This is a genomic window from Hymenobacter ruber (assembly GCF_054783255.1).
In genome coordinates this window covers 2,427,344-2,447,115 of sequence record NZ_BAAGQX010000004.1, presented here as the reverse complement: position 1 = coordinate 2,447,115, position 19,772 = coordinate 2,427,344, and the positions used below count along the sequence as shown (strand labels likewise).

The following is a 19,772-nucleotide window of genomic DNA, read 5'->3' as shown; positions in this document are numbered from 1 at the left end:
TACGGCCGATGCCGGGGCCGCCGGCTAAAAAACCGAACTGCCCCATGAGGCAACCACCGAACGGGGCTGGAAAGTGCGAAACGCAAGGGACTGTTTTGCCCAGTTTGACCCTTGTTATTTCTTCTTTGTCTCCTGTTTAGATACGCCCTTTGGCAGTGGCGCTTGGTCCTGGGCTTCGCTCAGCTTCTGGGCGATTTTCTGAGGTACGCCTACGTTGTTGAACAGGCCGCTCACCACGCCCTGCCGCCAGAGCGCAAACACCGAAAAGCGCGGCTCGCGGGTGCTTTTCATTTCGCCGGTCACCAGCTCGCCGCGCTTGCGCGGGTTCTGGTCGCGAATCACGATGACGTTGACGGCCTTTGAAATGACGCGTTTGATGAGAGTTTTTTTGACTTCCTCGTGCTTGTAGCCCAGCAATTCCATTTGCAAACCAGTGTATTCGGCCCACATGGTGCCGGTGGTGCCCTGGCGGTCCACCCGCATATCGAAACGGATGCGCTGGGCCTGGCCGCGCTTGAACTCCACCAGCTTGGTGGGCACGGTCATGGAGTTGAGCATGGCAAACGGGCCGGACCCGAATGCGCCCCAGATGCGGTGGCGGCCCTTGGGGTCGAGCAAATAGATGGACACCTGCGCATCGAGCCGGCACTGGTTCTGGAGGTAAGTGGTGGCCCGGCCGGTGAGGGGCGTGGCGGGCGTCTGGTGCCGGCGGTCGTTGCTCAGGTTCAGGAACGTACCGTTGAACCGGGTGATGTTCATGGTGCCGGTGATGGGCGTGAGCGGGCTGCGGTAGGTGGTGTATAGGTTGCCGTTCACGAGGTCGAGGCGGGGCACGTCGACGATTACGGGCAGGTTGAGCATTTCCTCGGGCGAGATTTTCGACTTGTTCGGGTTGATGGGCCCGCGGCCGTCGGAGGCGATGGTGACGACCGGGCTTTGCACGGTGGCGCGCTTCATCCGAAAATCGCCGTGGTTCACCAGCCCCACAAAATCGAGCCCGGCCATTGCCAGCCGCTTCACTTTGATGGTGACGGCCGGGGCCTGGTAGCCCTTGTGCAGGTTCATGCCAATGGGCGAGAACCGGGCCCGTAGCAGCATGTCGCTGAATGTTAGCTGATGGGCATCGGTGTCGAGATGCACGTACTGGCTGCTGGCCCGGTAAAAAGGGGGGTCGAAGGGGGCGGAAAACCGGCCGGTATTCAGCACCCAGGCGCGGGCGTAGGCAATGCGGCGCGGGTCGATATTCGCCGCCGAATCGATGCGGATGGATTTGCCGGTCGCGTTCAGGTCGCGCACGTGGGGGGCGTGCCGCCAGCGGCCGAAGCGCACGTCGGCGTGGTTCACGCGCACCACGGCCAGGTCGGAGCGGCGCAGCTGTTTCGAGAGCAGCTTCCAGAAGGGCGGAGGGGGCTGCACGGGCGGCGTAAAGTCGAGGTCCGGCCGGTCCAGCACCAGGCTTTGGGCCTTGAAATGGCGTTGTTGCAATGCTTTGGAATCGAGCCCGGCCAGCGCCAGGCCGGGCAGCTTGAGGTCGACGCGTACGCCGCCGGACTTGCCCTGGCACGGCGCGGGCGGCCGAATCCGCACCGAGCGCAAGTCAAACGTTCCTTTCGCGGTTGATAAATGCAAACTACCCAGCGCCAGCGCATGCGCCGCCACCGTGGCCTGGCTACGGCCCAGCGCTACTTCCCAGGCTTTAGCAAAGAAAATGCGCTGCGCATCGGGCGCATTCAATGAATCGAAATGAATGGCCGTGCCCGCTACTTGCAGGCCGTGAATGACGGGATTTGCGGCTGTGCCCTGCACCCGGACGTAGCCTTCCTGCACAGCCAGATGTGCCAAATCAAGGCTTTTCAGGTATTCCAGAGGTGATTTTGAGTTTCCCGCCGAGCCCGTAGCGGGCAGACTGGCGGTAAGCTGCGGCTGCCGAATCAGCAGCGAATCGGCCCGAAACCGGTGCTGGTGCTGCAACGCCGCCGCCCGCAGCCCGGTGAGGCGCAGGCGCGGCAGCGTCAAATCGACGCGGGGCTGACCGGGGGCGGTATTGCCCAGCGGTTGCACCCGTCCGGAGTCGAGTTGGATGCGCTGGTCAGCGGTCGAAACAGTGAGCCCGGCCACGGCTAGCTGATGGCCGCCCGCCTGCCCTTGCGCGTGTTGCAGCCGCAAATTCCAGCCAATGGCGTAGCCCAGACGCTGCGAATCGGCCGCGCCGGCCGCGCTGATGAGCAGGTTCTGGGCGCTCAGGTCGGCGCGGCGAAATTGGGCCGTGGATTGGGCCTGCGTGCCGCCGGGCTGGTAGCTGGCCTGAACATGTTGCAAGCCGAAGTAGCCAATATCCAGGCCTTTGAGCTCGAGCGGTAGTTTTTCGTGCAGTGGCTTTCCGGCGTTTTTGGTGGATTTTTGGGCCAGCGCCAGCACTTCAATCCGGGCCGAATCCAGCACCACACTGTCAACCGGCACCACGCCCTTCCGCAACAGCGCCAGCAGGCCAATGTCCGTGATATCAATTTGCGCCACATCGAGCCGGATACGGGGCAGGGTGTCGGCCACAGTAGCGGCAGGGCGCAGGCGCAGGCCGCTGAGCCGAATGGCGCGCTGCCACAGGCTGGTGTGCAGTGCGCCCACTTGCAGGCGGTATTGGCCGTGGGTTTGAGTGCTCACCTGCTGCTCCAGCTTGCGGCGCAGCCACGGGTCGAGCATGCGCTGCGCCACCAGGGTGAGCACGAGCAGCACCGCCGCCACGCCCAGCAGCCACCACACCCAACGACGGCGCCGGGGCGAAGGAACCTCCGGCGCACGGGGTGCGGCAGGCGACGGGAGGGCGGTGGGTACAGCTAGTTCGGACACGGCATCGGGCGGAAAGCGGATAACGCAAACGGCCCGGGGTAAGGTTGTGCTTTAGCCAGCTGAGTCGATGAAAAGGCGCAATTCCCCGACCAGTCAGCTAGTTAAAATGCCGGCCGGCCTACTGTAGCTTCGGCCGGATTCATTACTTTTAGGCCATGCCTACCCCCTCCGCCGCCGACGCCCTGGGCGCGGCCCTGCTGGCTTCTTTCCGCCACAGCTTTCAGCAATATAAAACCCTGGCCGACCGCGCCCTGGGCCAGCTCAGCGATGCGGAGTGGCTGCACCGGCCCGCGCCGGGCAGCAACAGCGCCGCCGTCATCGTGCAGCACATGGCCGGCAACCTGCGCTCGCGCTTCACCGATTTCCTGACCACTGACGGCGAAAAGCCCACCCGCCAGCGCGACCAGGAGTTTGAGGAGCCCCAGAGCGCAGCCGGTATCCCGGCGCTGCGGTGGGAGTGGGAGGCCGCGTGGGGCGTATTGTTTGATTTGCTGAATGAGCTACAACCGGCCGATTTGCTGCGCACCGTTACCATCCGGGGCGAGGCGCACACGGTGCTGGAGGCCGTGCAGCGGCAGGTGGCCCATTATGCTTCGCACGTAGGCCAGCTGGTGCAGCTGGCCAAAATCATTCGGGGCGATGATTTTCAGTCCCTCAGCATCCCGCGCGGCCAGAGCCAGCAGTTCAACCAAGCCATGCAGGCTCGCAAATAAGGCCACTCGTGCATCTACTTGGCCGTACTCCCGTAAGCAACATGCCAATGATTCAGCCTGATTTTCTGCCCGGCTGCCCCGCCGAGAACACCGATTGGCCCCCGCCCTATATGCTTGCCATCACCACCCTGCTCACGCCTCCTCACGCCGCGCACATCAATCGCATCATCAAGCGCTTGGAGAAGAAATTCGGCCTCGACGACGTGCAGGCCACTCCCGACCCGCACCTGACCTACCAGCTGGCCGGCGTGCACAAGCTCTCGGCCCTGAAGGAAGTGCTGGCCGACGTGGCTGCTACCACCGAGCCTTTTTCGGCCTTCACCACCGGCCTGGGCGTGTTTCCGGGCGAGCGGCCCGTTATTTACATCCCCGTGCTGCGCTCTGATGCCCTCAACGCCCTGCACCACCGCATCATCGAAGCCACCGCGCCGCTGTGCCTGCGCACCGATAAGTTCAGTGGCCCCGATTGCTGGCTGCCGCACATTTCCCTGGCTCTGCACGACACCACCCCCGACCTGCTCGGCCCGGTGCTGAGTTACCTCAACGAGGAAACCTACAACCTGAAAATTGAGATAAACAACCTCGCCATCCTGCGCCAGCAGGGCGACTTGTTCCTGCAGGAAGAAACGTTCCAACTGGGGGTAGAACAGGCGGTGGCGAAGGAACGGTAGGGGAATGCAGGATAATCAATAACGGTCATGCAGAGCGCAGCGAAGCATCTTGCTCACCACCACTAATCTTGTTCGATTGGGTTTGGTTGAGCGGTAAAGATGCTTCGCTGCGCTCTGCATGACCGTACTATTTAAGCATCGAATCCTGTTACACCGACGGCGGAATCTGGGTGCCGTTGTCCAGGCTTTGCCACAGGTATTTGCAGGCCAGGGAGCGGTAGGGCCGCCAGGGCTCGGCAATCACAATCATGCGTTTTTGGAGGGCGCGCCCGGTTTCCTCCAGGCCGTAGTGCTTGCGCATTGCGTTTTGCACGCCCAGGTCGCCTTCGGCAAACACGTCGGGCTGGTCGAGGGCGAACATCTGGAGCATCTGGGCCGTCCAGCGGCCCACGCCCTTGATGGCGGTGAGGTGCTGGGTGAAGGCCTCTTCCGAGAGGCTGGTGAGGTGCTCGTAGTCGAGCAGGCCACGCTCATTGTACTCGGCAATGGCCTTGAGGTAGCCGGCTTTCTGGCGCGAGAGGCCCACGGCGCGCAGTTCGTCTTCGCTCAGGGCCAGTACTTCGCGGGGCTCGGGGTAGCCTTCGGGCGGGAACAATGACTGAAAGCGTTTCCAGATGGCCGCCGCCGCTTTGGTCGAAATCTGCTGGCTCACGATGGCGCGCAACAGGGCCAGGTACAGGTCTTCGTGGGGGCGCGGGTGAATGTCGCGGCCGTTGGCAATGACGGCCCCGAGAATCGGGTCGGCGGCCGAGAGGTGTTCGATGGCGGCTTGGTTGAGCATTTAACGGGGAGTAATATGGGCGGAGCGGGCCTTGTCCGGCAGGTCGTCGGGATTGACGGGGAGCATGATAATGTCGAGTACCTTGCCAGTGGGCGAGAGGCGCAGGCCCGTGAGGTTGTACCCGAACACCGCGCCCGTGTCGAGGTACACGGTATTGGTGGTGCGGTCGAAAAACGGTTCGCCGCCGTCGGTGGGCGTGTGGCCCACTACTTGCAGCTGCGGCAGTTGCCGGAGCGGCCCCCGCCGCCACAGGATGCCGTCGGAGCTGTCGCGGTCCATGGCCACGGCCATCGGTATGTCGGCCAGGCCGGCGTGGCTGACCAGTACGTGGTCGTTTTGCCACAGCAGCGGGCGTTGTTCCAGCCAGGGCAGGTGCCGGGCCAGCAGTTTGGGCTGCAATTTATATTGGTCGGTGGTGCTGCGGCCACCCCAGTTCAGCCAGCCGGGGTAGGGCCCCTGGGGGCTGAAGTGGTGCAGCAGTGCGTCCTCGTGATTGCCCATCAGGAAGGTGGTCGACTCGGGATATTGCTCGTTGAGCTGACGGGCCAGTTCCACAGTCTCGGGAATGTGGGCACCGCGGTCTACTAAATCGCCCACCTGAATGAGGTGGTCGGTGGCCGGGTCCCAGCGCTTCAGCATTTCGCTGAAAGTGTGAAAGCACCCGTGCACATCGCCAATGATGAATAGATTCATGGCTTTTAAAACAGTGAAGAGATGGTGGAAAGGTCCTGCCGGAAGTGTTTTAGTCGTGTTTTTTTGCCTCGTCTGTACCCGGCTGCGCCACGCCCAGCCAGCGCACCAGCGGCCCGATGGTCAGGCCCTGGCCAATAATCGAAAACACCACCACCACGTAGGTAATGCCCACCAGCAGCTCGCGCGGCATGGTGGCGGGCAGGCTCAGGGCCAGCGCCACCGACAGGCCGCCGCGCAGGCCGCCCCAGGTGAGCACGGCCAGGCTGTGGTCGGAAGCCCGGAATGTGTTGCGTACCCGCAGCAGCCCCAGCGGCAGGGCCACCGCCGCCAGCCGCGCCACCAGCACCACCGCTATGGCCGCCAGCCCCGCCAGCACCGTGCGCCCGGGAATGTGCAGCACCAGTACTTCCAGCCCCATCAGCACAAAGAGCAGCGCGTTCAGCACCTCGTCAATCAGCTCCCAGAACTTGTCCACGTAGTCCTGCGACGCATCCGAAAGCATGCCGCCGCTGCGGCTGAAATGGCCCACCAGCAGCCCGGTCATCACCATCGCCAGTGGCCCCGAAGTGTGCAGGTACGTGGCCAGGGCCGTGCCGCCAGCCACTAGCGCCAGCGTAATAAGCACCTCCACCTGGTAGTTGTCGATGGTGCGCAGCAGCCAGCCCGCGCCCAGCCCCAGGGCCGTGCCCAGGGCCAATCCGCCCACCGTTTCGCGCAGAAAGATGCCCAGCGCGTGGCTCAGCGTCACGTCGCCCGGCCCCAGCAGAGCCACTTCCAGCGTCACCACAAACAGCACCACGCCCACGCCGTCGTTGAACAGCGACTCGCCCACAATCTTGGTTTCGAGCGATTTCGGAATGTTGGCTTTGGTCAGGATGCTAAGCACGGCCACCGGGTCAGTAGGCGAAATCAGCGCCCCAAACAGCAGGCAGTAGATAAACGGTGTGGGCAGCCCAAACCACGGCAGTAGCAGGTACATGGCCCCGGCCACCAGGCCCGTGCTCAGCGGCGTGCCCACCAGTGCCAGCACGCTCACCGGCCAGCGCAGCCGCCCCAGACTGCGGGTATCGACGTGAATAGCGCCCGCAAACAGCAGAAACCCCAGCATCACCTGCATCACGATGGTGCTGAAATCCAGTCGGTTCACCAACTTCGCAAACTTCAGCACGGGCTTCACCTCGAACTGCGCCAGCCCCACCAGCGCCAGCGACGCCACCAGCCCCAGCACCATCAGCCCAATGGCAGTAGGCATCTTCAGATAACGCAGATTGACGTAGGCAAAAGCCGCCGCAATGACGAGCAGGAGCGCAAGGGCGGTGTAGAGGTCCAATAGGGTAATGATTAGTGGTTAATAATTAACGGTTAATTGCACTATGTGGACCAAGTAGTCCATTAATCATTGACCGTTAGCCATTAATCATTGATAAAGCTGCCTCAATGCGCGCCACCATCGCATCATCCACATCCAGGTGCGTTACAAACCGAATCCACTGCGGCCCGAAGCTGCTGGCCCGGATGCCCTGCGCCTCCAATGCGGCCAGGAAGTCGGCGGCGGGCAGGCTGTCGTGCAGACGGAAAATAACGAGGTTGGTTTCCGGGTTCAGCACCTCCGCCACGTAGGGCTGCAGGCGGAGCGTGGCGGCCAGCTGGGCGGCGCGGCGGTGGTCGTCGGCCAGGCGGTCCACATGATTTTCCAGCGCGAAAAGGCCGGCAGCGGCCAGGTAGCCGGCCTGCCGCCACCCGCCGCCCATCACCTTGCGGATGCGCTTGCATTTCTTAATAAAATCGGCCGAACCCAGCAGTACCGAGCCCACCGGCGCGCCCAGCCCCTTGCTCAAACACACCGAAATCGAGTCGAACAACTGCCCATAATCTTCGCTGCGCTGGCCGGTAGCCACCAATGCGTTGAAAATGCGCGCGCCATCGAGGTGGCGCGCTAGGCCGTGCTTTTTCGCCACTTCGCTGATGGCGGCCATGTCGTCCCAGCTGTAGCAGCTGCCGCCGCCCCGGTTGTGCGTATTCTCCAGGCACACCAGGCGGGTGGTGGGGTAATGCACGTTTTCGGGCCGGATGGCGGCTTCCACCTGCGCGGCCGTGAGGCGGCCCCGCTCGCCAGGCAGCAGCGCCACCGACGCGCCGGAGTGAAACGCAATGCCGCCCACTTCCCACAAATAAACGTGGGCCGTCTGCTCGCAAATTACCTCGCTCAGCGGCTCGGTGTGGGCCTTGATGGCAATCTGATTGGTCATCGTGCCCGAGGGGCAAAACAGGCCGACCTCCAGCCCGAAACGGGCCGCGGCGGCTTCTTCAAGCCGGCGCACGGTGGGGTCTTCCTCGTACACGTCGTCGCCCACGGGCGCGGCCCACATGGCAGCCAGCATGGCAGGCGTGGGGCGGGTCACGGTATCGGAGCGTAAATCGACCAGGGGAAGGGCAGGGTTTTCAGGGCGCATAATGTTGAGGTATAGGGAAGGTGCCGGAGGAAAATGACATGGCAAAAGCCGCCCGGCAAGCTCCAGAGCCGCAAACCAGCGCTACGAAGCCTCCAAACCGGGCCGCACGGCCGGGGCAAAAGTAGCGCCCGGAACCCGGCAGCCGTCGCCTGGGCGAATGCGCAGTAATTCAGCAAAATGCCTCGCAGGCTTGCACTTTCAAAATGAAAGCCCTACTTTTGCCCTCCGTTTCGTAAGCCCTAGACTCTAATCATTCCGGCACCATGACCGTTACCCGCCTCAAGCGCAAGCACCGCAAGAACATTGCCCGCGCCAACAACAAGCAGCACATCATCAAGGAGTTGCTCCGCACGCCCGTTCTGAAAAACGTGGACCTCGAAGAGCTGAAATCGCGCTTCACCACCACCGCAGTTGCTGCTCCCGCCGCCAAAGCTCCTGCCAAGAAGGCTGCTAAAACCACCGAAACGGCCGACAACGCCGCCGCTTTCGATGCTGCTGATGCCGTGACCAAGCCGGTGAACGCCGACGGTCAGGAAGGCGAGCACCCCAAGCCCGAAATTGCTCTGTAAGTAATTTTCCGTTTGTCATCGTGTCGGGCTGAAGCAATTCGTCCGGTTTCGTTGGCTAGGCCCAAAATTCGACAAGCCCCGTTTCCTGTTTTGCAGGTTGCGGGGCTTGTTGGCTTTCTCATGGGTGGCGGTTGTTATTGCGGGTGGAGCACAGCGCAACGACAGACGGCGTCAACTGCTGCGCTTACCCAATTCCACGGCCTGCAAATCCACCACCTTGCCGCCGCTAATACCGAAGCGCAGCAGCGTGCGTACCTGGTGGAAGCCGTGGCGCCCGGCCGCGCCCGGGTTTAGGTGCAGCAGGTGGCGGCGCGGGTCGGGCATTACCCGCAAAATGTGCGAGTGCCCGGTGATGAACAGCCCCGGCCGCGCCTGGTCGAGCAGGGGCCGGGCGGCGGGCGCGTAGTGCCCCGGATAGCCGCCAATGTGGGTAATCAAAACCCGCAGCCCCTCAATTTCAAAGTCTTGGACCAGGGGCTGGGTGCGGCGCACGTCCGTGCCGTCGATATTGCCGTACACGCCCCGAAAGTGCGGCGCTAAGGCCTGCAGTTCGTCCACCACACGGGCATCGCCGAAATCGCCGGCGTGCCATATTTCGTCGCAGTCGCGCAGATGATGCGCGATTCGCTCGTCGAGGTAGCCGTGGGTGTCGGAAAGCAGGCCAATACGTGTCATGCCGCAAAGATGGGGGCGGCCGGCAAATCGGCCCATTCCCGTATCTTGCAGCCGCTACCACCGACCAGCCTCTTAATTTTATTCCCTGACGTCGGCCGCCTGCTTTTGGCCGAAGTCTTCCCTCAATTCGCTTTTCCCGATGAACATTTTCATCAACGACATTCCGCTGGTTATCAAGAAGCTCAGCGAAAAAGTGTACAAGCATAAGTTCGACCTTATCCTGAGTCCCGACGATGACTTCACATCGAAAGACCTGGTGGGCGATGTGCTGGTGCGCGACGCCGGCCCGCTGTTCATCGACCGTCTGCTGCGCCTGATGGAGGTGAAGAAGCTGAAAAAGCTGAAGTCGCTGACCATGCTGGTCAAAAAGAAAAAATTCATCACCCTGCACTTCAAAGACCAGTTCAAAATTGCCAAGGCCGGCGGCGGGCTGGTGGTGAAAGGCGACCAGGTGCTGATGATTTACCGCCTCGGCAAGTGGGACCTGCCCAAGGGCAAGCTTAAGAGCGACGAGGACCAGGCCGCCGGTGCCCTGCGCGAAGTAGAGGAAGAAACGAACATTAAGCTCGAACTCGGCGAAGAGTTGCCCAGCACCTGGCACAGCTACGCCTATAAGGGCAACAAGATGCTGAAGAAAACCAGCTGGTTTCTGATGAAGTGCCTCGATGACAGCCTGATGAAGCCCCAGACCGAGGAGTATATTGAGGAAGTACGCTGGATGTCGCCGCAGGAGGCCCTGGCCAAACTGGAAGATTCCTATGCCTCCATCGCGCTGGTGGTGCGCCACTACCTGAGCGAGATGGCCGGCAAGTCGAAGCCGACCAAAGAACCGGCGAGCGGGAAATAACCGTACATTGCCGGGCTATGCAGTGGTTTCGGATACTTATAGTGAGTCTGCTCTTGGTTGGGGTGGGGGCTTGTTCGGGCGCCCACGAGCCCAACCATGACCGCGCCGCGCCCTCCGCAGCCGCTCCGGCCCTGAAACTACCGCAGCTGAATGTGTCGGCGCTGCTGCCGCTCACCATTGATGAGATAAGCCAGCAGCTGGGACCGCGCCTGCCCATGCCGGATTCCTTCACCGACCCCACGCGGGTACCGTCCATCCATTCCGATGAGCGACTGGATTCGACGGTGCTGTTTCAGCACCGGGGCCTGACCATGGTGGTGGGCTATGATGCCCGCACGCGCCGGGTGAATGAGTTGCTGTTGATGGGCAGCAACGAAAATGACCTGATGACCCGTAGCGGCCTGCAGCTCAACTCGCCGGATTACCTGGTGCTGCCATTTTTTCAGCGGAACCGCCCCACCCAGCTCATGGGCCTGCGGGTGCTGGCACTAGCGCTCAGCCAGTAACCGCTGCGCTACTGCGCCAGAGGCGGCAGCGAAAATGGTAGAAAAGCATCGACATTGCCCCCGAAACGGTGAATGTCGCGGATGATGGTGCTGCTGATGGCTCCCAGCGTGGGCGAGGTCAGCAGAAACACTGTTTCCAGGCCGGCATTGAGGTGTTGGTTGCCGTAGGCAATGGGCTTTTCGTATTCGAAATCGGGGCTGTTGCGCAGGCCCCGCAACAGGAAGTTAGCGCCGGTTTCGCGGGCAAATTCTGCCGTGAGGCCTTTAAAGGTGCGCACCGAAACCCGCGAATCGTTTTGGAAAAGCCCAGCAATCAGTCCCTGCATCTGCTCAACCGGCAGGTAGCGCTGCTTGCTGCTGTTGGTGCCAATGGCAATGATAACGTGGTCGAACAGCGCCAGCCCGCGCTGCACAATGTCGAGGTGGCCATTGGTGAACGGGTCGAAGGAACCGGGGAAAAGGGCAATGCGGGGCATGGCGCTATCAGGCAAAGTGCAGGCTGAACAGGTCGAAATAGCGGTACTCATACACGTCGTTGAGCCGGTAGCTGTACTGCACGTTGCCGGGCCGGGTGCCAAAATGCACGTTGCGCACGTAGGTGCGCAGCAGGCTGAACACGGCCGAATCGGGCGTGAGCTCGCCCCACACGGTCACGTCGTCCTGGTCGGGGTCGAGAGCTAATTCCTGCATCACGAGGATGGTGTAATACACCACGTCCTCGGCGGTGGTGCAGGGGAACACGTTACAGTATTCGAGGTGCTGGCCCAGCACTACCAAGGTGAGCTCCTGCGGGCCGGGGTTGAGGTATAGCCGGCGCGGGGAGGCGGCCCCGCGTTGGTGTACCAACCCCGCCAGCAGGGCGCTGGTGTGGTGCAGCAGGCGGCCGGTGGCACCGTAGGTGGCGGTCAGCCATTCGGCCAGCGTAGCGTCGGCGGCAAATACGTTCACCAATTCCAGGCCGGGGTGGGTGGTGTGGCGCACCACTTCGGTGGGCGTGGGGGTGTGGTGCAGGCGCAGGGTGGCGGCTTCGTCGCCGGCCCGAAACAGCGGGGCCGGCAGCAGCGTGAAGGCCCGGCCCGTGACGGCCAGCCGCACCGCATTCCAGCCCCGCAAGCCCAGGAAATCGTGCTGGGCGGCCAGGGCTGGCACGCCACCAGTGGGCAGTTGGTAGTCCTCGAGCACTACAAATTTGCGCCGTTCCACATCGGCCACGGCCACGTGCAGGCGGGCGGGGCTGGCCAGCAGGTACAAATTGTAGGCCCCCAGATTGGCGGGGTCAAACGTTTCATCGCGCAGGCGCAGCAGGGGCGGCAACGCCGCCGCCGACGCGAAAGAGGCTGAAGTAGTGGGAGCAGGCACGAATCGAAGCTAAGCAGGCCAACGGCCGGGGCTAAAGATAAGGCCGCGCCTGTGGAAGCAGCGGCAACCGGACCGGGCAGGCCCCGCTGTTTTCCGCTCCGTGTGCAGCGTTGAATTCCGGATTATTAATCAGACAAAGCGTATCTGGGGCACAAATAAGTCGTCGGGGCTGAGCATCATGCGCAGCAATGGATGCACCTGCACCGGGGGCAATTGCATCAGCTGGCGGGGTGTAAACCACTGTAGCTCCGTGAGTAGCTGGCGGTCGGCGGCGTGTTCGGGGTCGTGGCCCAGGGTAGGTTGGGCGTCGGCGTCGGCTATTACTTCGAAGAAAAGCTCCAGGGCCTGAAGCTTATCGGTACTGAACTCGTGCAGATGCAGAAAGCGCCCCACCCGAACCGTCAGGCCGGTTTCTTCCCGGAATTCCCGCACCAAAGCTTCTTTAAGACTCTCGCCAAACTGCCAGCCCCCGCCCGGCGGCGACCAGAACGGCGCATCCTGCGGCAGCAGGCCCCGGTGGCCCGCCAGCAGCAGCCCGCCATCGCGCAGCAACAGCCCCCCAACCCGCACCCTAACTTTACCAGAATATGCCTGCAGGAGTGTATCGGGGGAAATATTCGGCGAATCGGGCATAGCTCGTTGGGAAGGGTGAAAGGCCGTCGGGTTATCAGGCGGCAGCCTTGTACGGCAAACGCCCTCGAAACGACATTGTTTTGCCGATTATACCTGCGCCGGAGTAAGAATTTCTTAGTGAGAAAGTTATGTGCCCGGCTGGCGTTGGCCCTGTTCCAGCCGGCTCGTAGCTGCCGCGCGGCGGCGCATTCGCCCGCGCCGCAGCCGGCTCAGGATGAACGCCAGCAGCAACACCACCAGCCCAGCCGCCACCAGCGGCAGCAGCAGCGTGATGGCCACGCCGCCCACGGCCAGCGTGTTTTCGACGGTGGCCAGCACGGGGTTGGCCAGGCCGGCGGTGGTGGCGGTGGAGGCGCCCCGCAGCAGCGCGGTGCCGGTTTGCACCAGGCCGGCCGTGCCGCCGCCCACCAGGATGCCCAGCGTCCAACGCAGCGTGGGGTCGAGGTGGGGGAGGGCCGAGGTCATGAGAATGGTGCCGGCTATGAAGGAGGCCGGCGTGGTCATTGTATCCAGCACGTGGTCAACCAGCGGAATGTAGTAGCCGGCCACTTCTACCACCGTGGCCGTGGACAGCGTGAGCAGTGCCGCCCAGGTGCCCAGCCAGGCAAAGCCCGCCGCCGGGGCCAGGTAGCCGGTGTGGTAGGCAATGCTGGCCGCCAGCAGCGGCACAAATACCCGAAACCCGCTGCACGCCGCCAGCCCCAGGCCCAGCGCGCCCGCCACCAGAAACTGCATTGCCGGGACCTGTTCCATGACCATTGCGAAAGCTGAATTGTGACGCCGAAAGATACGGGCACGAGCCGTAGCCCAGTACCTTTGGCGAATGTCTTCAGAAAACCACGCTCCTGCTTCCGCTACCACCACTGACCTCGAAACCCGCATCCGCCGCAAGCTGCTCGGGCAGGGCTTCATGCACCTCATTGGGGCTGAAATGACGGTTATTATGCCCGGCCGCATCGAGGTCGAGCTTACCCTGGAAAACCAGCACCTGCAGCAACGCGGCTTCGCGCACGGCGGCCTCATTGCTACGCTGGCCGATTTGGTGGCCGGCTTCGCGGCCGTGACGCTGGTGCCGGACACCTTCGGCGTGGTCACGTCCGATTTGAAAATCTCCTACCTGAACCCCGGCGTGGGCCGCCAGCTTCGCGCCATTGGTTGGGTGCTGAAACCCGGCCGCCGCCTGCATTTCTGCGAAGCCGAGGTGTGGTGCGACGACCTGCTGATTGCCAAAGCCAGCGCCACGATGGCGGTGATTGAACCGCAGTGACAAAACCCGGTAATGGAAAATAAGGGCACCAGGTACTATCCATACCATGTGCGCTGGCAACAGCGCGAGGGATTTCTCCTATGGCTGGACCGACCAGAACCGGAACGAGAGTCGCTTTGGGTTGATGCCCAAAACAGCGTGCCCATTTTCGAGACATACCAGCAGCTAAATTCCTTCGTGCTTGGTTTAGGTCAGGAACTGGAGAGCCAAGTAAATAAGCCAACTAATCTTGACGCAGTAGCCGATTGGTTGGCTCATGGTACCGAACAGCCGGTTGAGGAATGTTTGGGGGCCTGGAATTTGTTTGATGATTTGAGTGCCGGCGTGCAAAAGCCATTCGTGGGCAATGCACACAACCCGAAACGTGACCAAGTTTTTGACATGCTTTATGCCAAAAATGGTCCGTATCTCAACTCAGAAATTGATGTGCCTTGGCACTTGAATGGTCCGATGCAGTGGAAGCTGGAGAGCCTGAATACCTTGCGTTATATCCTGACTCAAGGGCTTGGGCTATGGAAACAAAGCACCTATTGGCAGTTTAAAACTTAGCGCATCAAAAAGAAGCTGTCCCTGCACTCGTTGGCAGCAGATAAATATCTTACTGAATAACTGTGTCATTACTCTCCCTCCGCACCCCGTCCGTCCGCGACTACTTCCCCTACGAGCCCACCGACGACCAGGCCCTGCTCTTCACGCAGCTCGACGCGTTTCTGAAGGACCAGTTGCCGGGGCGCAAGGTGTTTGTGCTGCGCGGCTACGCGGGCACCGGCAAAACCACCGTGGTGAGCGCCCTGGTGCAGTGGCTGCACAAGATGCAGCGCAAATACACCCTGATGGCCCCCACGGGCCGCGCCGCCAAGGTGATGGCCGGCTACGCGGGCGTGCCCGCCAGCACCATCCACAAGAAGATTTACCGCCAAACCAGCGGTTCGCCATCCGAACGGCTCAACTTCCAGCGCCAGCCCAACCGCGCCGAGCAGACGCTCTACATTGTGGACGAAGCCTCGATGATTTCGGATGAGAAAGCCTTCGGCGAGAACGGTTTGCTCGATGATTTGATGGGCTTCGTGTTCGAGAAAACCAGCAACAAGCTCCTCGTCATCGGCGATACGGCGCAGCTGCCGCCGGTGGGCCAGCTCCTGAGCCCGGCCCTCGACCCGGAGCTGCTGGCCCACCGCTTCCGGGCCGACGTGGGCAGCGTGGAACTGCGCCAGGTGATGCGGCAGGCCCAGCAGTCGGGCATTCTGGTGAATGCCACCGAATTGCGCGAAGAATTGCGGGAGGAAGCGCCCAATATCCAGCTGCATACTAAGGGTTTCCGCGATATTTTTAAGATGGGCGGCGACAAGCTGGAGGACGGCCTGCGCTGGGCCTACCGCCAGTTTGGCCACGAAAACACCACCATCATTTGCCGTTCCAACCGCAACGCTAATCAGTACAACCAGCTTATCCGGCGGGCGTTGTTCGATGCCGAGGAGGAAATTGAGGGCGGCGACTACCTCATGGTGGTGCGCAACAACTACTACTGGCTGCCGAAGGACTCCGAAATTGGCTTCCTGGCCAACGGCGATTTCCTGCAAATCACGAAAGTGGTGCGCCGCGAGGAGATGTACGGCTTCCACTTCGCGCAGGCCCAGGTGCGGCTGGTGGACTATCCCGACGAGCCCGAAATCGAAGTGAAGTTGCTGCTCGATACGCTGCACACCGAAAGCCCGGCCCTGCCCTCGGACCGCAACAATGCCCTGTATATGGCCGTGAGCGAGGACTACGCCCACCTCAAAACCAAGGCCGAGCGCTACAAGGAGATGCGCAAAGACCCCTACCTCAACGCCCTGCAAGTAAAATTTGCCTACGCCCTGACGTGCCACAAGGCGCAGGGCGGGCAGTGGCAAGCCGTGTTCGTGGACCACGGCTTTCTGAAGCCCGACGAGCCGCTGGCGGGCGAATTTGCGCGCTGGCTCTACACGGCCATCACGCGCGCCTCGGAGCGGCTGTTTCTGCTCAACTTTCAGCAGAAGCTGATAAGCGACCCGGTGGAAGAGGACTAAGCCGCAGGAACAACACGGAATCATAAAGCAAGCCACTTCGTTGAGAAAGACTTCACCGTTTCTTCAGGCATGGCCGGCTAGTTTGGTCAGAAATTTGTGAGTGCGCCCGAAAGCACTAAATTTGTTCATCCCTCAGCCCATCAACGTTTCTTCTTTTTGAATTTTATGAAAAAAACCCTGCTTCTCGCCCTGAGCCTGACCGCTGCTGCCTACTCCGCCCAGGCCCAGGCTCCGGCTGCTAAAGCCGCCACTACGGCTGGCCCTGCCATCACGTTTGAAGAAGTGAAGTACGACTTCGGTTCTGTGGTGCAGGGTGGTACTGTTGACCACACGTTCAAGTTCAAGAACACCGGCACGGCTCCCCTCATCATCTCCAACATTGGTGTGAGCTGCGGCTGCACCACTCCGGAGTGGACCAAGGCTCCCGTAGCCCCCGGCAAAACCGGTACCATCGCCGCCCACTTCAACTCGGCCGGCAAAATGGGCATGCAGAACAAAGTGCTGACCATTGAGTCGAACGCCACCGCTGGCAGCACCACCGTTTCGCTGGTTGGTGAAGTGAAAGAAGCCACCACGGCCGCTGCCAACGCCACCCCCAGCATGACCGTGACCGACACCACGCCGATGGCTACCGTGAAAGACAACGGCAAGAAGGTGAAAGAGAAGTCGGGCGACACCAAGCTGAAAGCCAAAGTGAAATAAGCTTTCGCTTGAAATAAAAGCCCAATAAAAAAGGCCGCTTGCATTTGCAGGCGGCCTTTTTTATTGGGCTTTTCGACAAAGCCTTATAGCTCGCGCATGGCCAGAGCTAGGCTTACCCAGCCCGCCAAAAACAGCAGCCCGCCGATGGGGGCCACCGCGCCCAGCTTGGTTATACCCGTGAAGCACAGCGCGTAGAGCGAGCCACTGAACACCACAATGCCGCCCAGCCAAAGCGCACCCGTGGTGCCCAGGCTGCGCAGCTCGGGGCGGGCGGCCCAAAGCACGCCCACGGCCAGCGCGGCCAGGGCGTGGTAAAACTGGTAGCGCACGGCGGTTTCGAAGGTGTCGGCACGGCCGGCTTTCACCAGCATGTCGTGCAGGGCATGGGCTCCGAAGGCCCCGATGGCCACGCCCAAGCCGCCAAACACGGCGGCCAGCTGAATTAAAAGTCGAGCAGTCATAAAGAAGAATAGGGGAGAATGAAGGCACGAAGGTAGCCTGCCTGCCCGCAAGCCCGGGCGTCAGATTTGCCGTTTGAGGCGCAGGGAAGCGGTGTGGAGGTTGCCATCGGGCCTGCGCAGCACGAGCAGAAGCACGCGGCCGTCTTCGGAATGCAGCATGCGGTCGAGCTGCGTCAGCGAGAACGTATTGACCGGCAGGAAATTGACGCTGACCAACTCTTCGTCGGCTTCGATGCCGGCGGTGGCGGCCGGCGAGTCGGGCATGACCCGGAGTATCAGGAACCGGTGGTAGTCGTCGCCGGTAGCCAGCAGGTCAATGCCGGACATGTCGTGCTCGAAGGGTTCCCGAAACTTGGTGTTGGGGCGGAGCAGCAGGCGGCGGTGGGGATAGTCGACAACGAGGGAAAACCGTTTCAGCAGCTCGTAGCCAATGTTGCCGTTGCGCTGCACGTCGATGCGCCGGTGCACGTCGCCGGCATCGGGAAAGGAGGTGAGGACCGAACGCATGGCGTAGCGGCCCAGGTGCAGGGTCGGCACCCGCCCCAGAAAGCCCCGCACCGTGCCCGACAGCCCCCGCCCCAGGTCGGTTGGCAGGCGGCGGGCGGGGGCCGTCATGCGCGGGTCCGAGTCGAGCTCCAGGGAAAGGGCGTGGCTAGCCCCGGTATCGAGCACCAGTTTGAGCGGCATCGTGAGCGAGTCGTTGAGCTGCACGGGCACGGTGAAATAGGCCTTGTTATTTTCCAGCGAGAGCGGCAGGCTCGACCAGCGCCTGCCACGGGGAGGATGATAGGTGGCCGGGTCGTTGAGCACCACCGTGGACATTTCCGAATGAATGGTGACCACAAAGCTGCGAAACAACTCGGAGCCCAGAATGCCGCTGATGGGCACCCCCACGTAGCCCGACAGGTTGAGCACATCCTCCGACATCACCAGCCAACTCATGCGCGGGGCAACTGCGCCCGGCAGCTCCACGCGCACGCTGTCGGTTTGGTAGGCGAGCAGGCCGGTATCGGTCCCGCCCATGCCGACTACCCGGAAATACTGCCCGTGGTGGAGGCGCAGTGAGTCGGCCAATTGCGGTGAGGTGATGATGGACGTGCCTACGCCGGAATCGAGCAGAAAATTGAAGGGGCCAGCTCCGTTCAGACGCAGCTTCACCACCAGCAGGTTGCGCTGCACCTGAAAGCTTAGCGAGGTCTGGTGGTCATTGGCACGGGTGAATTCGAACGGGCCGGGCGGCAAGGGCACTGTCTGGGCGCAAACGGGCGAATGCAGCCCCCAGCAAAGGGCCCAGGCAACCAGCAAAAACACCAAGTGCGGGCTACGCATAATCTGGGACAACTCAAGCAACCGGTAAATAAAGCGAAAAGACACGCTATAATTTGCCTGGGGTGCAAATAACCACCGAGGTTGAGGCATAGTCCGCGCTTTTGAGCTTACCCGAGCGCCTCCCAGGCTTCGGCAGGAGCGTAGCGCAACGCCCCGCCGCTGATGTGCAGCGGCGCCGCTAAGTTGTTGTGATAGAGTTGGCCCGTGCCCAGTCCTTGTGCAAAGCCATGCACATTGTACTCGCCCGTGAGCTGGGCCACGGCGTTCAAACCAATATTGGATTCCAAGGCCGAAGTAACCCACCAGCCAATGCCGCGTGCCTCGGCCAGCGCAATCCACTGGCGAGTGGCGGCGTGGCCCCCCAGCAGGGTGGGCTTGAGCACGATATAAGCCGGCCGTATTCCATCGAGTAGCTCCGCCTGCCGCCCGGGCTCGGTCACGCCAATCAACTCCTCATCCAAGGCAATGGGAATGGGGGAGGTGCAGCACAGCGCAGCCAGTGCCGCCGGCTGGCCCGCCGCAATGGGCTGTTCGATGGAATGGATGTCGAACGCGGCCAACTGCTCCAGCTTAGCCGGCGCTTCGGCCGGTGCGAACGCCCCGTTGGCATCGACGCGCAGCGTGAGCCGCTCGGGCGGCGCTACGGCCCTGATTTCGGCCAGCAGGCCCAGCTCGGTGGCAAAATCCAGCCCCCCGATTTTGAGTTTCAGGCAGGAGTAGCCTGCCGCTAGCTTTTGCTGGATTTGCTCCCGCATAAAGGCCGCGTCGCCCATCCACACCAGGCCATTGATGGGCAAAGCTGCTTCGCCCCGGCTGAAAGCATTGTCGTAAAGCTGATGCCGGCCGCCCCGCGCCAGGTCCAGCGCGGCGGTTTCGAGGGCAAAGGTGAGCGCCGGCCACCCCGGACCCACAAACGCCGGGGCATCGGCTGCCGAAAAAGCAGCCAATGCCCCGGCGTTGAACCGTTGGCATAAATCAGCAATGGCCTTGGCAAAGTCGGGGCCGTAATCGGGGCTGAGGCCCGCCAGCGGGGCGGCCTCTCCAACGCCTTCCACCAGAGGGCGGGCGTCATCGGTCAGATGTAGGTACCAGGCCACGTGCTCGGCCAGCGCGCCCCGCGACGTGCGTGCCGAAAAGCTGAAGCGCAGCGTACGCTGCGATAATCGAAGATGAAGCATGGCGCAAAGATGCGCGCCGAGCCATATCAGCGGTGAGTTG

22 protein-coding genes are annotated in these 19,772 nt (G+C 62.1%); 9 read left to right on the top strand and 13 right to left on the bottom strand.

Going from position 1 to position 19,772, the window contains the following annotated elements; all coding sequences use genetic code 11:
- Window positions 1-114: 114 nt before the first annotated feature.
- Entirely contained in the window at window positions 115-2,847 is a 2,733-nt protein-coding gene (locus ACYVM5_RS21065) for an AsmA family protein (protein WP_460620055.1), read from the bottom strand.
- 155 nt (window positions 2,848-3,002) lie between these two features.
- Between ACYVM5_RS21065 and ACYVM5_RS21060 the strand changes: the two genes are divergently transcribed.
- Window positions 3,003-3,560, top strand: coding sequence for a DinB family protein (locus tag ACYVM5_RS21060; RefSeq protein ID WP_460620054.1), 558 nt, complete (start codon window positions 3,003-3,005; stop codon window positions 3,558-3,560).
- Window positions 3,561-3,607: 47 nt separating this feature from the next.
- Complete coding sequence (locus ACYVM5_RS21055; protein ID WP_460620053.1) at window positions 3,608-4,231, top strand: 2'-5' RNA ligase family protein; 624 nt, start codon at window positions 3,608-3,610, stop codon at window positions 4,229-4,231.
- A gap of 148 nt (window positions 4,232-4,379) precedes the next feature.
- Here the strand turns inward: ACYVM5_RS21055 and ACYVM5_RS21050 are convergent, their stop codons facing one another.
- The 4 genes from ACYVM5_RS21050 to ACYVM5_RS21035 form a co-directional block, all read right to left on the bottom strand.
- Window positions 4,380-5,012 carry a DNA-3-methyladenine glycosylase family protein gene (locus tag ACYVM5_RS21050; RefSeq protein WP_460620052.1) on the bottom strand — a complete coding sequence of 211 codons (633 nt, stop codon included), beginning with the start codon at window positions 5,010-5,012 and terminating at the stop codon, window positions 4,380-4,382.
- Window positions 5,013-5,705, bottom strand: coding sequence for a metallophosphoesterase family protein (locus tag ACYVM5_RS21045; protein WP_460620051.1), 693 nt, complete (start codon window positions 5,703-5,705; stop codon window positions 5,013-5,015).
- A 49-nt stretch (window positions 5,706-5,754) separates the two neighbouring features.
- On the bottom strand, window positions 5,755-7,035 hold the full coding sequence (locus ACYVM5_RS21040) for a cation:proton antiporter (RefSeq protein ID WP_460620050.1): 1,281 nt from the start codon (window positions 7,033-7,035) through the stop codon (window positions 5,755-5,757).
- A gap of 76 nt (window positions 7,036-7,111) precedes the next feature.
- Complete coding sequence (locus ACYVM5_RS21035; RefSeq protein ID WP_460620049.1) at window positions 7,112-8,158, bottom strand: threonine aldolase family protein; 1,047 nt, start codon at window positions 8,156-8,158, stop codon at window positions 7,112-7,114.
- A gap of 263 nt (window positions 8,159-8,421) precedes the next feature.
- Between ACYVM5_RS21035 and ACYVM5_RS21030 the strand changes: the two genes are divergently transcribed.
- Window positions 8,422-8,727, top strand: a complete 306-nt coding sequence (locus ACYVM5_RS21030) for a hypothetical protein (RefSeq protein ID WP_460620048.1) — start codon at window positions 8,422-8,424, stop codon at window positions 8,725-8,727.
- 171 nt (window positions 8,728-8,898) lie between these two features.
- Here the strand turns inward: ACYVM5_RS21030 and ACYVM5_RS21025 are convergent, their stop codons facing one another.
- Window positions 8,899-9,402, bottom strand: a complete 504-nt coding sequence (locus tag ACYVM5_RS21025) for a metallophosphoesterase family protein (protein ID WP_460620047.1) — start codon at window positions 9,400-9,402, stop codon at window positions 8,899-8,901.
- A 139-nt stretch (window positions 9,403-9,541) separates the two neighbouring features.
- On the opposite strand from ACYVM5_RS21025, the gene ACYVM5_RS21020 reads away from it, so the two are divergent.
- Window positions 9,542-10,249, top strand: a complete 708-nt coding sequence (locus ACYVM5_RS21020) for an NUDIX hydrolase (protein ID WP_460620046.1) — start codon at window positions 9,542-9,544, stop codon at window positions 10,247-10,249.
- 41 nt (window positions 10,250-10,290) lie between these two features.
- Window positions 10,291-10,755, top strand: a complete 465-nt coding sequence (locus ACYVM5_RS21015; RefSeq protein WP_460620045.1) for a hypothetical protein — start codon at window positions 10,291-10,293, stop codon at window positions 10,753-10,755.
- 8 nt (window positions 10,756-10,763) lie between these two features.
- Here the strand turns inward: ACYVM5_RS21015 and coaD are convergent, their stop codons facing one another.
- From coaD to ACYVM5_RS20995, 4 genes are all read right to left on the bottom strand, one after another.
- A complete protein-coding gene (gene coaD, locus ACYVM5_RS21010) occupies window positions 10,764-11,231 on the bottom strand; it encodes a pantetheine-phosphate adenylyltransferase (protein ID WP_460620044.1) in 468 nt (155 codons plus the stop codon).
- Window positions 11,232-11,238: 7 nt separating this feature from the next.
- Window positions 11,239-12,114 carry a DUF3822 family protein gene (locus ACYVM5_RS21005; protein ID WP_460620043.1) on the bottom strand — a complete coding sequence of 292 codons (876 nt, stop codon included), beginning with the start codon at window positions 12,112-12,114 and terminating at the stop codon, window positions 11,239-11,241.
- Between the two features lie 129 nt (window positions 12,115-12,243).
- Window positions 12,244-12,747, bottom strand: coding sequence for an NUDIX hydrolase (locus tag ACYVM5_RS21000; protein ID WP_460620042.1), 504 nt, complete (start codon window positions 12,745-12,747; stop codon window positions 12,244-12,246).
- Between the two features lie 126 nt (window positions 12,748-12,873).
- Complete coding sequence (locus ACYVM5_RS20995) at window positions 12,874-13,500, bottom strand: DUF4126 domain-containing protein (protein WP_460620041.1); 627 nt, start codon at window positions 13,498-13,500, stop codon at window positions 12,874-12,876.
- 70 nt (window positions 13,501-13,570) lie between these two features.
- On the opposite strand from ACYVM5_RS20995, the gene ACYVM5_RS20990 reads away from it, so the two are divergent.
- The 4 genes from ACYVM5_RS20990 to ACYVM5_RS20975 all read left to right on the top strand — a co-directional run bounded on the left by ACYVM5_RS20990 (window position 13,571) and on the right by ACYVM5_RS20975 (window position 16,764).
- Window positions 13,571-14,014 (top strand): PaaI family thioesterase, encoded by a 444-nt coding sequence (locus ACYVM5_RS20990; protein WP_460620040.1) that lies wholly within the window; start codon window positions 13,571-13,573, stop codon window positions 14,012-14,014.
- A gap of 12 nt (window positions 14,015-14,026) precedes the next feature.
- Window positions 14,027-14,563 (top strand): hypothetical protein, encoded by a 537-nt coding sequence (locus ACYVM5_RS20985; RefSeq protein WP_460620039.1) that lies wholly within the window; start codon window positions 14,027-14,029, stop codon window positions 14,561-14,563.
- A gap of 62 nt (window positions 14,564-14,625) precedes the next feature.
- Window positions 14,626-16,062, top strand: a complete 1,437-nt coding sequence (locus tag ACYVM5_RS20980) for an ATP-dependent DNA helicase (protein WP_460620038.1) — start codon at window positions 14,626-14,628, stop codon at window positions 16,060-16,062.
- Window positions 16,063-16,227: 165 nt separating this feature from the next.
- Complete coding sequence (locus ACYVM5_RS20975) at window positions 16,228-16,764, top strand: DUF1573 domain-containing protein (protein WP_460620037.1); 537 nt, start codon at window positions 16,228-16,230, stop codon at window positions 16,762-16,764.
- Between the two features lie 83 nt (window positions 16,765-16,847).
- Here ACYVM5_RS20975 and ACYVM5_RS20970 read toward each other — a convergent pair whose 3' ends face one another.
- The 3 genes from ACYVM5_RS20970 to ACYVM5_RS20960 form a co-directional block, all read right to left on the bottom strand.
- Entirely contained in the window at window positions 16,848-17,225 is a 378-nt protein-coding gene (locus ACYVM5_RS20970) for a DUF423 domain-containing protein (protein WP_460620036.1), read from the bottom strand.
- Window positions 17,226-17,285: 60 nt separating this feature from the next.
- A complete protein-coding gene (locus tag ACYVM5_RS20965; RefSeq protein WP_460620035.1) occupies window positions 17,286-18,473 on the bottom strand; it encodes an aspartyl protease family protein in 1,188 nt (395 codons plus the stop codon).
- Between the two features lie 188 nt (window positions 18,474-18,661).
- Window positions 18,662-19,732, bottom strand: coding sequence for an o-succinylbenzoate synthase (locus tag ACYVM5_RS20960; protein WP_460620034.1), 1,071 nt, complete (start codon window positions 19,730-19,732; stop codon window positions 18,662-18,664).
- Window positions 19,733-19,772 lie beyond the last annotated feature (40 nt).

Excerpts from the sequence above, each read along its gene's own strand:
- ACYVM5_RS21060 (WP_460620054.1), top strand. The coding sequence starts at position 3,003 with ATGCCTACCCCCTCCGCCGCCGACGCCCTGGGCGCGGCCCTGCTGGCT.
- ACYVM5_RS21055 (WP_460620053.1), top strand. The coding sequence starts at position 3,608 with ATGATTCAGCCTGATTTTCTGCCCGGCTGCCCCGCCGAGAACACCGAT.
- ACYVM5_RS21050 (WP_460620052.1), bottom strand. The coding sequence starts at position 5,012 with ATGCTCAACCAAGCCGCCATCGAACACCTCTCGGCCGCCGACCCGATT.
- ACYVM5_RS21045 (WP_460620051.1), bottom strand. The coding sequence starts at position 5,705 with ATGAATCTATTCATCATTGGCGATGTGCACGGGTGCTTTCACACTTTC.
- ACYVM5_RS21035 (WP_460620049.1), bottom strand. The coding sequence starts at position 8,158 with ATGCGCCCTGAAAACCCTGCCCTTCCCCTGGTCGATTTACGCTCCGAT.
- ACYVM5_RS21030 (WP_460620048.1), top strand. The coding sequence starts at position 8,422 with ATGACCGTTACCCGCCTCAAGCGCAAGCACCGCAAGAACATTGCCCGC.
- ACYVM5_RS21025 (WP_460620047.1), bottom strand. The coding sequence starts at position 9,402 with ATGACACGTATTGGCCTGCTTTCCGACACCCACGGCTACCTCGACGAG.
- ACYVM5_RS21020 (WP_460620046.1), top strand. The coding sequence starts at position 9,542 with ATGAACATTTTCATCAACGACATTCCGCTGGTTATCAAGAAGCTCAGC.
- coaD (WP_460620044.1), bottom strand. The coding sequence starts at position 11,231 with ATGCCCCGCATTGCCCTTTTCCCCGGTTCCTTCGACCCGTTCACCAAT.
- ACYVM5_RS21000 (WP_460620042.1), bottom strand. The coding sequence starts at position 12,747 with ATGCCCGATTCGCCGAATATTTCCCCCGATACACTCCTGCAGGCATAT.
- ACYVM5_RS20995 (WP_460620041.1), bottom strand. The coding sequence starts at position 13,500 with ATGGAACAGGTCCCGGCAATGCAGTTTCTGGTGGCGGGCGCGCTGGGC.
- ACYVM5_RS20990 (WP_460620040.1), top strand. The coding sequence starts at position 13,571 with ATGTCTTCAGAAAACCACGCTCCTGCTTCCGCTACCACCACTGACCTC.
- ACYVM5_RS20985 (WP_460620039.1), top strand. The coding sequence starts at position 14,027 with ATGGAAAATAAGGGCACCAGGTACTATCCATACCATGTGCGCTGGCAA.
- ACYVM5_RS20975 (WP_460620037.1), top strand. The coding sequence starts at position 16,228 with ATGAAAAAAACCCTGCTTCTCGCCCTGAGCCTGACCGCTGCTGCCTAC.
- ACYVM5_RS20970 (WP_460620036.1), bottom strand. The coding sequence starts at position 17,225 with ATGACTGCTCGACTTTTAATTCAGCTGGCCGCCGTGTTTGGCGGCTTG.
- ACYVM5_RS20960 (WP_460620034.1), bottom strand. The coding sequence starts at position 19,732 with ATGCTTCATCTTCGATTATCGCAGCGTACGCTGCGCTTCAGCTTTTCG.